The sequence below is a fragment of the Nocardiopsis listeri genome (genome assembly GCF_020741345.1).
In the GTDB taxonomy this organism is placed as follows: Bacteria; Actinomycetota; Actinomycetes; order Streptosporangiales; family Streptosporangiaceae; genus Nocardiopsis; species Nocardiopsis listeri_A.
In genome coordinates, this window is record NZ_DYZD01000236.1 from 1 (window position 1) to 13,248 (window position 13,248).

The 13,248-nt window shown below is 69.7% G+C and carries 10 protein-coding genes and 2 pseudogenes; 5 read left to right on the forward strand and 7 right to left on the reverse strand.

Features of this window, described 5'->3' with window-relative positions:
• Window positions 1-433: pseudogene (locus tag K8V84_RS12535) on the forward strand (GHMP kinase); the annotation flags it as partial.
• Complete coding sequence (locus tag K8V84_RS12540; RefSeq protein ID WP_304074357.1) at window positions 391-1,407, forward strand: pyridoxal-phosphate dependent enzyme; 1,017 nt, start codon at window positions 391-393, stop codon at window positions 1,405-1,407. The pseudogene K8V84_RS12535 and the gene K8V84_RS12540, both read left to right, overlap by 43 nt.
• A 670-nt stretch (window positions 1,408-2,077) precedes the next feature.
• On the opposite strand, the gene K8V84_RS12545 is transcribed toward K8V84_RS12540, so the two are convergent.
• From K8V84_RS12545 to K8V84_RS12555, 3 genes are read right to left on the reverse strand one after another with little or no spacing between them, the layout of a single operon-like run.
• Window positions 2,078-3,079 (reverse strand): ABC transporter substrate-binding protein, encoded by a 1,002-nt coding sequence (locus K8V84_RS12545; protein WP_304074358.1) that lies wholly within the window; start codon window positions 3,077-3,079, stop codon window positions 2,078-2,080.
• A complete protein-coding gene (locus K8V84_RS12550) occupies window positions 3,076-3,858 on the reverse strand; it encodes an ABC transporter ATP-binding protein (protein ID WP_304074359.1) in 783 nt (260 codons plus the stop codon). The genes K8V84_RS12545 and K8V84_RS12550 overlap by 4 nt, the downstream gene beginning before the upstream one ends.
• Window positions 3,858-4,982: an iron ABC transporter permease gene (locus K8V84_RS12555; RefSeq protein WP_304074360.1), complete on the reverse strand. Its 1,125-nt coding sequence runs from the start codon at window positions 4,980-4,982 to the stop codon at window positions 3,858-3,860. Before K8V84_RS12555 ends, K8V84_RS12550 begins: the two co-directional genes overlap by 1 nt.
• 108 nt (window positions 4,983-5,090) lie before the next feature.
• Between K8V84_RS12555 and K8V84_RS12560 the strand changes: the two genes are divergently transcribed.
• Complete coding sequence (locus tag K8V84_RS12560) at window positions 5,091-5,912, forward strand: AraC family transcriptional regulator (RefSeq protein WP_304074361.1); 822 nt, start codon at window positions 5,091-5,093, stop codon at window positions 5,910-5,912.
• 119 nt (window positions 5,913-6,031) lie between these two features.
• Here K8V84_RS12560 and K8V84_RS12565 read toward each other — a convergent pair whose 3' ends face one another.
• From K8V84_RS12565 to K8V84_RS12575, 3 genes and pseudogenes are all read right to left on the reverse strand, one after another.
• Entirely contained in the window at window positions 6,032-6,673 is a 642-nt protein-coding gene (locus K8V84_RS12565; protein WP_304074362.1) for a TetR/AcrR family transcriptional regulator, read from the reverse strand.
• 9 nt (window positions 6,674-6,682) lie between these two features.
• Complete coding sequence (locus K8V84_RS12570; RefSeq protein WP_304074364.1) at window positions 6,683-7,798, reverse strand: FAD-dependent monooxygenase; 1,116 nt, start codon at window positions 7,796-7,798, stop codon at window positions 6,683-6,685.
• Window positions 7,799-7,855: 57 nt separating this feature from the next.
• Window positions 7,856-8,074, reverse strand: a pseudogene (locus K8V84_RS12575) (hypothetical protein); the annotation flags it as partial.
• Between the two features lie 137 nt (window positions 8,075-8,211).
• On the opposite strand from K8V84_RS12575, the gene K8V84_RS12580 reads away from it, so the two are divergent.
• Both K8V84_RS12580 and K8V84_RS12585 read left to right on the forward strand, forming a co-directional pair.
• A complete protein-coding gene (locus K8V84_RS12580) occupies window positions 8,212-9,219 on the forward strand; it encodes an ATP-binding cassette domain-containing protein (protein ID WP_304074366.1) in 1,008 nt (335 codons plus the stop codon).
• An 83-nt stretch (window positions 9,220-9,302) separates the two neighbouring features.
• Complete coding sequence (locus K8V84_RS12585; RefSeq protein ID WP_304074369.1) at window positions 9,303-10,058, forward strand: ABC transporter permease; 756 nt, start codon at window positions 9,303-9,305, stop codon at window positions 10,056-10,058.
• Here K8V84_RS12585 and K8V84_RS12590 read toward each other — a convergent pair.
• On the reverse strand, window positions 10,033-13,143 hold the full coding sequence (locus K8V84_RS12590; protein ID WP_304074371.1) for a BTAD domain-containing putative transcriptional regulator: 3,111 nt from the start codon (window positions 13,141-13,143) through the stop codon (window positions 10,033-10,035). The two genes, K8V84_RS12585 and K8V84_RS12590, sit on opposite strands and share 26 nt — an antisense overlap.
• Between the last annotated feature and the right edge of the window lie 105 nt (window positions 13,144-13,248).

The following is a 13,248-nucleotide window of genomic DNA, read 5'->3' on the forward strand; positions in this document are numbered from 1 at the left end:
ACCCGTCGACACCCTCGCCCTGCGGGGTACCGCACGGTCGGGGGACATCGCCGTCTACGAGAGGCTGCGTGCCGCGCTGCGCACCGCGATCAACGAACACGACCCCGCCGGAGTGGGGCGGGTGTGCACCGAAAGCGCCATCCTCAACCAGCGTGTACTGCCCAAGGCCGAGCTCGGCGCACTGCGGGCGACCGCCCGATCCTGCGGGGCGCTCGGCATCCAGGTGGCGCACAGCGGCAACGTCGCCGGACTCCTCTTCGACGCCGCCGAACCCGGACCCGAACTGCGTGCCCGCATCGACGCGGCCGTCGACCGGCTCGACCGGGAGGGGCTCACACCCACCCGTGTCTTCTCCACCTCCACGAGAACCCTCAGCACCGGGGAGCGATCTTGGACCACCATGTTTCCGAAGCCATCGCCCGACCTGATCTGATCGACCTGGGCGGCGGCCTGGCCTGCCTGCGCTTCGAGTCGATGAAGGTGGCGTCCGCCCTCGCGGCGGTGCGCCACCTGCTGGAGACCGGGGTCGTCCGCCCCGGCGACACCCTCATGGACAGCTCCAGCGGCATCTACGCCTACGGGTTGGCGCTGGCCGCCCACCGCTACGGGCTGCGTTGTCACATCATCGGATCCACCACCATCGACCGGCCCCTACGCGTGCAACTGGCCGTGCTCGGCGCGACCCTGGAACAGATGCCGCCCTCCGACGACCTGGGCCTGGACCAGAACCGGCGGGTCCAGCGGGTGCGGGAGGTGCTGCGCGAGCACCCCGACTACCACTGGATGCGCCAGTACCACGACCTCATCCACGGGTTGGGGTACCGGGCGGTGGCCGAGCAGATCCGCAAGGACGTGGGGGAGGAGCCCCTGACCCTGGTGGGCGGGGTGGGGTCGGGGGCCTCCACCGGGGCGCTCGCCCGCTACCTGCGCGAGAGCGATCCCGCCACCCCACTGGTGGGGGTGCAACCGTTCGGCAGCGTCACCTTCGCCAGCGACCACGTCACCGACCCGCAGATCATCATCGCCGGCATCGGCAGTTCCATCCCGTTCGGCAACGTCGACCACACCCTCTACGACACACTGCACTGGACCGGATTCGACGCGGCCCTCGCGGGCAGCGTGGACCTGCTGCGTCGGCACGCGATCTTCGGGGGGCTCTCCACCGGGGCCGCCTACCTGGTGGCCCGATGGGAGGCGCGGTCGGGACGAAGACGGGTGGTGTTCGTGTCCGCCGACACCGGGCACCGGTACGTGGACTCGGTGTTCGCCCGGTACGAGGAGGCCCGCCCGGTCGACGATCTCTCCCCCCGGGAGATCGACGATCCGAGCGGGCTGGAGCCGCCCTGGTGCCGGATGGACTGGGACCGTAGGTCGGCACCCGAACAGGCGGTGCACAGGGAGGGCTGAGCCCGCGTTGACCGCAGGAGAGCCGGGAAGGCGACGGATGTCGTTTGCCTCGGGCCCTATCCACAAGGGCCCGGCCTTCAGGCTCTCCCTCACGCTTTCAGGGCCTCGGTGACGTCCACGGTCGATCCGGGTCTTCCCACGGCGGCTCGAACCGGGGTCGAAAGGGGCTCTGGGTCAATGGTGGACGCCAGACCTGTGTATTCGGCCGTGTCCCCCTGGAGCGGGGGGACACGGCACCCGCCACACCGGGCGCATCACCCGTCGCAGAAGCACCCCGACGAACTCCATCAGCCCGTAGCCCACCAACATGGCCGGGAACGCCGCGCCCACCGGTACGAGTAGACCCACGTTGACGGCCCCCGAGTCGGACGGGAACGGCGCCGGGTCCTGGTCCAGCAGTCGGGCCGGGCCCGGCCCGGATCAGCCGGACCAGGTGGTCCAGCGGGAGGGCGTTCTTCCCGCCGATGGCCAACGGCACGAAGAACATCAGGACGCCGATGGCGCTGTAGACCACCAGACACCAGACCCCGGGGGTCCTCCGGACGGTTTTCTGTTCGCTCACCCGTGTGCCTCCTGAACCACCGCCGAACCAACGAATTTCCGGAAGTGGCTCAGGAGGTGACCCGGCCCACACAGGGGTCCGGGGAGGAACCGTCCGAGGTTTTTGACATCAGTCCCGGTTCTGGTCGAACTCGCGCAGGTACTCGGCGAACTTCTCCAGCCCGTCGATGTTGCGCGGCCCCGAGATGCCCTCGTTGTAGTCCAGGACGAAGAAGTTCTCCTCCGCCACCGCCGGAACCTCGGCCATGGTCGGGGAGGAGGTGAGGAAGTCGATCTTGTCCTCGGCGGGCTGGTCGCCGTAGTCGAGGATGATGATCACCTCGGGCTCGGCCTCCACCACGGACTCCCAGCCCACCTGGGTCCAGCGTTCCTCCAGGTCGCCGAAGATGTTCTCGCCGCCGGCGTGGGAGATGATGTCGTGGGGCGGGACCTGGTTGCCCGCGGTGAAGGGCTGGTCGGTGCCCGAGTCGTACAGGAACACCGGGACCGGGTCGCCCTCGGGGGCCTGCTCGACCACCGTCTCCACGCGCGAGCGGTAGTCGGCCACCAGCTCCTCGGCGCGCTCCGTCACCCCGAAGATCTCGCCCATCCGCTCCAGGTCGGTGTACAGCCCCTCGAAGGGCGTCACCCGTTCGGGATGGCCGGGGTAGTTGAAGCAGGACTCGGTGTGCATGAAGCTCTGGACACCGAGCCCGTCCAGGATCTGCGGCGTGATGCCGCGCTCGTCACTGAACCCGGAGTTCCACCCGGCCACGACCATGTCGGCCTCGGCCTCCACCACCAGCTCCCGATTGAGCAGGTCGTCGCTGAGGAACTCCACGCTCGCGTAGTCGTCGGCCCAGGGGGACTCCTCCACCGGCGGGTTGGCCGGCGGCATCACGTACCCGTGCACGTGGTCGACCAGACCGAGCGCGAACAGTTTGTCGGCGCTGCCCGCCTCGTAGGCCACCACCCGCTCGGGGGTGCGGTACTCCACGTCCTCGCCGCAGCGCTTGACGGTGGTGGTGTCCAGCGAGGCCTGGGAGGGCTCCTCGACCTGTGCGCCGCAGCCGGAGAGCAGGAGCGTGGTCGCGGCCACGGGCAGGAGGACGGTGTGCTTCTTGCGGTTCATCGGGGGCCTTTCGTGGAGGGGAGCCGGTACAGCAGTTGGGTGTCGCCGGTCAGGGGGTGGGCCACGACGGTGGCCTCCACTCCGAAGACCTCGCGCAGGGTGTGTTCGGTCAGGACCTTCTCGGGTGGCCCGGTGGCCACCAGGGAGCCCTCGCCCAGCACCCCGATGACGTCGCAGGCCGCGGCGGCCAGGTTGAGGTCGTGCAGGACCACCAGCACGGTCACGCCCACCTCGCGCAGCAGGGCGAGCAGGTCCAGCTGGTGGCGCACGTCCAGGTGGTTGGTGGGTTCGTCCAGCACCAGGACCCGGGGCTCCTGGACCAGGGCGCGGGCGACCAGCACGCGCTGGCGTTCGCCGCCGGACAGCTCCAGCACCCCGCGCCCGGCCAGGTGGGAGACCTCCATGCGTTCCATGGCCGCGCGGCACAGTTCCCGTTCACGGGCACTGAGCGGCTGGTTTCCACGCAGGTGCGGGGCCCGTCCCAGGGCCACGAGTTCCTCGACGGTGAAGTCGAGGTCGCTGCCGCTGTCCTGGGTCAGGGCGGCCACGTGCCGGGCGGCGTCGCGCAACCCCATCGCGGTGAGGTCGTCCTCGCCCACCAGGACCCGGCCACCGGCGGGGGACAAGGCCCGGTAGACGCAGCGCAGCGCGGTGGACTTGCCCGAGCCGTTGGGGCCGACCAGCCCCACCACCTGCCCGGCGGGAACGTCCAGGGTCAGGGCGCGCAGGATCCTTCGCCCGCCCAGGTCCACCGAGAGCTCGTCGAGTCGCAGGTCCATCAGCGTCCTCCGAACAGATAGCCGCGGCGGCGCATCAGGACGAGGAACACCGGCACGCCGATGAGCGCGGTGATCACGCCGAGGGGGAGTTCGCGTGGTGCGACCACGGTTCGGGAGGCCAGGTCGACCCACACCATCAGGGCCGCCCCCGCGAGCGGGGCCACGGTGAGCACCCTGCGGTGGTCGGCGCCCACGAGGATGCGCACGATGTGGGGGACCACCAGCCCGACGAACCCGATGGCGCCGCTGACCGCGACCATCGCGCCGGTCATCACCGCGGTGAGGACGAACAGCCACCGGCGCAGGCGGTGGGCGTCCACGCCCAGGCTCGCGGCGGTCTCGTCGCCCAGCGCCATGACGTCGAGTGGCCTGGCCAGGCCGCGCAGCAGCACCACACCGACCAGGACGGTGGCGGCCACGACCGGCAGCGAACCCCAGGTGGCGGCACCGAAGCCGCCCATGGTCCAGAACAGGACGGTGCTGGTGGCCTCGTTGCCGGGGGCGAGGTAGACGATCACGCTCATGATCGCCTGGAAGCCGAAGGACAGCGCCACCCCGGTCAGGACCAAACGCAACGGGGTGACTCCGGCGCGGCCGTGCGCGATGACGTACACGAGCAGGGTGGCGGCCAGGGCACCCGCGAACGCCCCGGCCGAGACCGCGTAGATACCCAGAAGGGAGAGTCCGCCGAGCGCTCCGACCAGCACGGCGCCCACGGAGGCGCCGGAGGAGACCCCGAGGATGTAGGGGTCGGCCAGGGCGTTGCGGACCATGGCCTGCACGGCGACACCGACGGCGCCCAGCCCGGCACCGACCACGGCCGCGAGTAGGACACGGGGGGTGCGGATCTGCCAGACGACCTGGTAGCGGGTGACCTCGTCGGCGGAGATGGTGCCGCCGGTCAGGGCGGCCCACAGGTAGCGGGCGGTCTCGGCGGGCGGGACGATGGCCGTACCCAGGCCGACGGCCAGGAGCGCGGAGCCGGCCAAAAGGACCGCGAGCACCAGTGCGGTGGCCGCGGTTCCGGCGGGGGTGGCCAGGCGACGGCCCCGCGTCGGGGGAGCGGGGGAGGGTTCCGGGGACAGGTGGGGTGGTGCGTCGGGGGGAGCGGTGGCGTGCCGCATCCGTCCTCGCTTTCCGGGGGTCGTTCGAATCAGGTAATGAAAACGGTTTTCATTCTAAACACAGTTTCGCCCCACTCCGCCCCGATCGGCGCCGCGTACCCTGGTGAGGTGCCCGTATCCGACCCTCGCCCCGACCATCCCCGAACCGCCCGACGTGCCGGTTCGGACAGTCGAAGACTGCCCCGCTACGCCGCCGGTGAGATCGACGTGCCCTTCGTGATGCGGGGCAGCGACGAGGTCATCGCGCAGGACACCTTCTGGGAGGAGCACTCCCACCCCACCCACGAACTCCTCTGGAACGAGCGGGGCGCCTCCTCGGCCACCGTGGGCGCGCGCGTGTGGTCCATCACCCCGTCGGTGGGGCTGTGGATCCCGGCGGGAGTGCCGCACTCGGGGTGGACCCCCTCGGGTACCTGGCACAGGGCCGCCCACTTCAGCGTCCGCGAGGTCGCTCCGCTCTCCGATCGCCCGGTCGCGGTCGAGGTCACCCCGCTGCTCAAGCTGCTGCTCGGCCGGCTGGGGGAGGAGGAGCTCACCCCCCAATCGCGCGCCAAGGCCGAATCGATGGTGCTGGACGTACTCGCCCCGGCCGAACACGAACTCCTGCTGCGCTTTCCAGAATCGGACCTACTGCGGCCGATCATCGACACCCTGCGCGAGGATCCGGCCGACACCACCACCCTGGCCGCCTGGGCCGCACGTTCGGGGGTGAGCTCGCGGACCCTGACCCGGGCCTTCCACGCCGAGACCGGGATGGGTTTCGCCCAGTGGAGCGCGACCGCCCGCGCCCAGCACGCGATCGTGATGCTGGCCCGAGGAGAGGGCATCGAGGAGGTCGCCGAACAAGTGGGATTCCGCTCGGCGAGTTCGTTCAGCACGGCCTTCAGGAGGGTCACCGGGATGAGCCCGGGACGCTTCCGCTCCCAGTGACGCCCTCGCGCAGCTCCAGCGCTGGTCGTCTCACCTGTGAGCGCCGAGGTGAGCCGACGGCGGACCTCGCCGGTTGTCCGGTCGCCGTCGTGACCGTCTCCCGAAAACGATCTGCGACCTCACCGGGGCCGGGCATGTCCGGATTCGTCGACATCACGCCCATCGGCGACGGCTCGCACGCCGGCGAGCACGATCGCGCTCACCCGGTGCGCGTCGGCGCGGGTGAACGTGCGGGCACCGCGGCCGACGAACAGCTGGACGGGCCCGGTGAGCATCGCGCCGAGAAGGGCGAGGTCGACCGCGGGCAGCTCGCCACGTTCGACCGCGGTCTGCAAGCGGGCTCGCAGGCTTGTCAGCCGCCGGTCAAACACCTCGTCGACGATGGCCCGAAGCTCGGGGTTCTCCCGCGCCGAGGCCACCACGTTCAGCAGCGACCGGCCTTGCGGGCTCGCGGTGGCGACGGCCAGGGCTTCGAGGAAATCGACGAGGTCGGCGTCGAGGTCACCGGAGTCGTGCATGGGCGCGGCGTCGGCGCCGAAGGTGGCGAGCGCGTCGGCGACCAGCGCGTTGCGATCGGGCCAGTTGCGGTAGACGGTGGTCTTGTTCACCTCGGCGAGGCGGGCGACCTGGTCGTAGCGCAGCCCGCCGATACCGTCGCGGGCGATCAGCTCGGTGGCGGCCTCGAGAATCCGGCGCCGCACCCGGGCGGTGCGCCCGCCCGGGCGGCGGGCCGGCTCTCGCGTGTCTCGGTCCTCGGCCATGGCCGCAGCCTACAGCGGTTGCGCGGCGCGCAGCCGTGTGTTGCGTGCCTTGATGGCCTCCCAGGTGGCGGGTACCACGAGGTCGGCCCCGCCGCGCGCGAACTCTTGGGCCGCCGTCGCGTGGGGACGTTGGCGCTGTTCGTAGGCGCTGAAGGCCGCCTCGACGTCGTCGCCGTGCCGATCGAGCTCCTCGGTGAGCGTCCACGCCCCGAGCAGGGCCGAGGAGGTGCCGCGCCCGGCCATCGGGGTCGCGCAGTGCGCGGCGTCCCCGATCAGCACGACCCGTCCCCGGTGCCAGGTCGACATGTGGATCTGGGCGAGCACGTCGAAGTAGAGTTCGGGATCGCGCTGGGCGGCATCGAGCAGTTCGGGGACCTTCCAGTCCTCGATCCCGGTGAAGGCCTCGGACAGGATGCGCTTCTGCGCGTCCAGGTCGTGGTGGTCGTAGTCGATCGGATCGGACCGGAACTCGAAGATCGCCAGTGCCTTGTCGCGGTAGCGGGCCACACCCGCGAGGAGCCCCGGCAGGTTGAGGATCTCCGTCACGCGGGCGTCACCGGCTGACGCCTGGCCGGGCGCGTCCGCGATCGCGACGTACACGCCGAGGGGCTCGCTGAACTCCTTCTCCGGGCCGAAGACCAGTCGTCGCACCGTCGAGTGCACTCCGTCGGCGCCGATGACGATGTCGTAGGCGCCCTCGCGGCCGGAGGCGAAGGTGACCGCGACCCGATCCCCCTGGTCGACCAGAGTCGCGATGGACTCCTCGAAACGCAGGTCGACCTGCTCGGGTAGGGCCTGCCGCAGGATGATCATGAGGTCCTCGCGGGGAAGCTCGATGTCATCGGAGGTCTCGTTGATCTCCTGCATCACCAGGGAGGCGACCACCGCGCCGGAGCGGTCGACGAACTTCGTTCGCTCGGTCATCGTGATCCGCTGCTCGTGCACCGCATCCAGGATGCCCATGCTGCGCGCGGTCTCGAGGGCGTCGCCGCGCACGTCGATGGGCGAGCCGTTGACACGCAGATGGTTCGCCCGCTCCACGATCTCCACCGTGTGCCCGGCGCGTGCCAGATCGATGCCCGCACACAGCCCGGCCGCTCCCGCGCCACTGACCAAGATCTTCATCATGTCTCCTTTGGGGTCTCCGTACCGACGCACCAGCTATGGCAACAGTATGTGGCTTTAATGTCCTAAGGCAACAATAGATTGCTTTAATGTTCGTCTCTTGGTGAGCCGGCGGCCGCGGGTCGGTGTGCGGGTGATGCCCACGAACGTCGGGAAGTGGTCGGCCTTGCGCTCGTGGCAGCGGTGCGGGCGACGGCACCCGGCCGGCCCGGGCGGTGGGCGGATCCCTCGTTCGCGTACCCGTCGACGCGGGTGGGCGTGGTCGTAGCCCTGGTCTTCGCGCACCGTGACCGGTCCGGCTCGCTGCGGGTTCCGAGCTCGAGTCCCCGCCGGCTTCGGGCGTCAACGCCTCGTGAAACCCCGGTGGGCCGCCATGAAACCACCATGAAACCGCATCGACGCACGCTCGACGCATGACACGAACAACTCCCCGACATCTGACCGAGTCCTCAACAGCGGCGGTCAAGACCCGTGGCCTGGTCAAGAACTTCGGATCGCAACGCGCCGTCGACGGCATCGACCTCGACGTGTCCCCCGGCGAGATCTTCGGGATCCTCGGCCCCAACGGGGCGGGCAAGACCACCATGCTGCGCATGCTCTCCACGCTGCTTCGGATCGATGAGGGCAGCGCCGAGATCTTCGGCGTGGACGTGGCCGCCTACCCGCACAAGATCCGTCAGCTCATCGGTGTCACCGGCCAAGACGCGGCTGTCGACGAAGGTCTCACCGCCAGGGAGAACCTCCTCCTGTTCAGCAGACTCCAAGGCCTGAGCCGTGCCCGGGCCCAGAAGGTCTCGGGCGAACTGCTGGAGGAATTCGGCCTGGGGGCGGCGGCGGACAAGACGCTCGCCAAGTTCTCCGGCGGTATGCGTCGACGCCTCGACCTGGCCACGAGTTTGATCACCCGGCCGCCACTGATCTTCCTCGATGAGCCGACCACCGGCCTCGACCCGCGCACCCGCAATCAGATGTGGCTCACGATCCGCTCCCTGGTGGACGAAGGGGCGACCGTCCTGCTCACCACTCAGTACCTGGAGGAGGTCGATCACCTGGCCGACCGCGTGGCGGTGATCGACCACGGCCGGATGGTCGCCCAGGGGACACCGGAGCAACTCAAAGCCTCCATCGGCGGATCCAGCCTGAAACTCGTGCTCACCGATCCCGGCCGAACCGCGGCGGCACGCGAGCATGCGACCGCACTCATGGGCGCCGACGTGGTCCACGTACCCCAGGCCGGTGAATTGCTCGTGGCTCTCCGGCAGGCCGATGAGGCGGCCGCGATTCTGGTGGCGCTGCGTGAGGCGAAGATCGGCGTCGAGTCGATGAACGTGCGGCAACCGAGCCTGGACGAGGTGTTCTTGGCCATCACCGGCCAGAGCGTCACCGACACGACATCGACCCACACGGAGGTATCGGTATGACAACCCTGGAAACACGGGAACCGGCGGACGCCCCGTCCGGAACGGCGACTGCCTCGACCGATCTTCGCCCGCGAGTCACTCTCGTGCAGACGTGGCATCAGACCATGGGCTTCGCCGCCCGAGCGTTCAAGAAGATGCGTCGCAACCCCGAACAGTTCTCCGACGTGTCGGTGCAACCGATCATGTTCACCGCCATGTTCGCCTACATCTTCGGTGGCGCGATCAGCGGTGACGTGGCCGGCTACCTACCGATCATGGTCCCCGGCATCCTCGCGATGACGTGCCTGACGGCATGCATGGCCACGGGGGTGCAACTGCGCGAAGACATGGACAGCGGTGTCTTCGACCGGTTCAAATCCCTACCGGTGGCGCGGGTGGCTCCCCTGGCCGGACCGATGGTCGCCGACCTGGTGCGCTATGGCATCGCGGCCACCCTCACCTTCGCGGTGGGCATCCTCATGGGCTATCAGCCCGGTGGAGGGGTCGCCGGCGTGCTCGGGGCGATTGCGCTGGTGGTCATTACCGGATGGTCACTGTCGTGGGCGTTCACGTTCGTCGGTACGATCGCCCGCTCCGCGCAGAGTGTGCAGGGCATCTCGATGATGATCCTGTTCCCCCTGACGTTCTTGTCGAACGCGTTCGTTCCGGTGGACACCCTGCCCGGATGGCTTGCGGCGTTCGTGAAGATCAACCCCATCTCGCACGTCGTCTCGGCCGTGCGCGATCTGGCCAATGAGGGGACGGTCACCGCTGAGGTCGGCTGGGCCCTGATCGGTTGCGTGTTGGTCATCGCCGTCTTCGCGCCGTTGTCGGTCAGGAGCTATCAGCGCGAGCGATGAGCTCGAGGCGCCGGGTGATCTCCGGAAGCAACTCCGGACCCCGGCGGCCGGAGAGCTCGGCGAGGCTACGGGTCAGCCGGTCCGGACCGTGGCGAGCCAGCTCTTCGGCCATGGGCCGCCATCGCAGGCACGGCAGGAACCGGTTGTAGGCCAGCAGCTCCGCGAACGCCAGTAGAGCCGCGGTGTCGTCCGGGGTCAGCCGTCGATGACGAAGTCCCCAGCAGGCGAGCGCGAACATCGCGGTGCCCAGTACCGGATAGTCGTGGCGGCTCCGGTCCGGACGGCTGATCTGTTGTGTCTTGCCCAGCAGTTTGCGCCAGGCACGGTCATCGTCGGCAGGATCGTGCCAAGCCCGCGTTGCGAGCACAGTGGAGTCGGCGAATACCGTCCATGGATCCAGCCCATCACCGTCGGTGAACCCGGGGAGCCGCACCGCCCGCGCGTCTTTCACCGCTTCGTCCAGCAGCTCCAGACCACGCCCGGTGCGCCCGGTGGCGAAGGCCAGCTCGGCCTGACCCAGGATGCCTATGAGCATGGACCATGCGATCTCCGGACCCTGACGGTGAAAGTCGGCGATGGCCGCAAGGCGTTCCTGCGCGGAGTCGAGATCGCCCTCGGCCAAGTCCGCGCCCGCGAGGATCGCCCGGCACTGGACCACCTCGTTGGTCGCGCCCAGGCGCTCCATCACCGGTAGTGCGTCCCGGGCATGGTCCGCGGCCGCCCGGTACCGGCCCAGCTGCGCATGCAGCTGGGCCAGGCCGGTGTAGTGATTCGCGGCCAACCAGGGAGGGTCATCGGGCTCGGTCCGGGAGAGGGAGTGCGTCACGATCCGCACCGCGAGGTCGGGATCCCCGGAGTTCTCCAGCACGCCGGCCAGGAACGGTGCGGCGATCATGGCCACGAACCGGTGTGGATGGTCCACCAGCATCCGCAGGCTCTCCACGCTCGCCTCCGCGTACGCCCCGTGCTTCGACCAGGTCCTACGCAGGGTGTCGGCCAGCACACACAATGCGCGAACGAACGGATCGCTGGATTCGGACCCCACCGCGGCGAGGACGCGGTCGACCTCGGACAGTTCCCGCGAGTACGGCAACATCGCCCAGGTGGTGCTGCACACCGACAGCGCCGTGCGGACCGGTTCGGCCAGCTCCGGGGACGGTCGCCAGCCCGCCAGAACCATCTCCACGGGTTCGACCAGGTCGAAGAACCGGAGGTGGTCGCCACAGATCATCCAGTACGAACCGAGCGCTGCCAGTACGGTCATCGCCGTGCCTGCGTCGCCGACGAGCAGAGCTCGGCGGAGGACTTCGGCGAGATTGGTCTCCTCCGCACGGATCGCGTCCACGGCCCGCAGTTGGCCGGCACTGTGCAGATCCGGAGCCAGGGAGTCACACAGATCGCGTGCCCAGGCGTCGTTCGCGTGCGTGGCCTGCTCCTCCAGGCCTGCGCCGGTCAGCCGCATCCGACCGAACTCCCGCACGGTCTCCAACATCCGATAGCGCAACCCGCCGTGACGTTCGACCGGTGTGAGCAGTGACTGGTCGAGGAGCCGAGTCACTGTGCGCCGCCCCGGTTCGCCCAGGACCGTCGCAGCGGTGTGCGCCGTGAACCCGTCCGGGAAGACCGACAGGTACATGAGTGCTTCCCGACCACGCGGATCAAGGAGCCGCCACGACCAGTCGATCACCGCGAGCAGGGTCTGGTGTCGGTCCGGGGCGCTGCGGTCCCCCTCGCCCAGCAACGTGAACCGATCCGCGAGACCGTCCAGGATCTCGGTCACCGACATCGTCCGGATCTTGGCGGCGGCGAGTTCGATCGCCAGTGGCAGACCATCCAGGCGCGTGACCAGTTCGGCGACCGTCCCCTCGTCAAGCGTCGCATCGGGCCGTACGGCCCGGGCGCGCCGGTAGAACAGTTCGACGGCATCGACGGAACGGAGCCCGCCGAGAGGGTACACATGCTCGGCGGTGATACGCAGCGGAGTGCGCGAGGTGGTGAGCACCCGCAGGTCTGCGACCTGGGCGAGCAGAAATGCCACCAGGTCGGCCACCTCCGCGACCACATGCTCGCAATTGTCCAGCACGAGCAGGCTGGGCGTGCCCTGTAGGTGCGCGGCCAGTCGAGCCGGGACGTCGGTGACCCGTTCAGAGTGGCGATCATGGTGCTGGGCGACAGACTCACGCAGCCGCAGGGCGTTGGCGACCGTGCCGGCGACCTCCTCGCCGGCGGAAACCCCGGCGAGCTCCACCACGTGGATCGTCGGCTGCGGGCTGTTGACCGCGAGCTCCTGGGCAAGACGCGTCTTGCCCAGTCCTCCACTGCCGACGATGGAGACGAGCCGGACACCGGCGAGCAGGCCCTGCAGGTGTTCGAGGTCGCGGTCGCGGCCGAGCAGGCTGGTGGAAGCAAAGCGCAGGCCGGTCCGCACCGGTTGGTCCGCAGCCAGGAGCTCGCGATACACGGCCTGTAGGGCCGGCCCGGGATCGGTGCCGAGTGTGTCGGCCAGTTCACGGCGGTAGCCCTCGAACCGGGCCAGTGCCGCACCTGGTCCGCGGGTGGCGGCCAGGCTGCGCAGCAGGTGCGCCAGCAGGACCTCATCGCGGGGATGGACGCGCACAAGCTCTTCGAGCTCGATCACGGCCTCGTCGTGGTGGCCGAGCCGGGACGCGGCGATGGCGGCCACGCGGTGCGCGCCCGGGGCGGGAGCGATGCGTCTCGCGGCCCGGGCCCGTTCGGCGGCCGCCACGACGTCACCAGCGGCCAGGGCGGTTCGGGCGCAGGCGATCAGGTGGTCACGTGCGAGCACGTCCACCTCGTCGCGTGTGAGCCCGAGCCGGTAACCGGTCTCGGTGCGTTCGACCACGCGGGCGGAGGTGGCCACCCGGACCCGGGAGACGAGCACCTGCAGGGCCTTGTGCGGGTGGGAGGGCAAGTCCTCGCCCCAGATCGCTTCGATGAGTTCGGTGACAGTGGCGCCGCCCGGGCCGGCGTAGGCCAACGTGGTCAATAGGCGGGGTAGCCGGGCGCCACGCAGGACCTCGTCACGCCAGCGCACGTCGCCGATGACTCGAAGCGCGATCTCCACCCGAGCAGTCTAGGAGATCGATCCAGTGACCAGGTTCTGGACCACCCGGGTCCGGGAGCGGGGCGGGCCCGAATCCGCCTGCTGCCCGGGATCTACCCCTGGGGG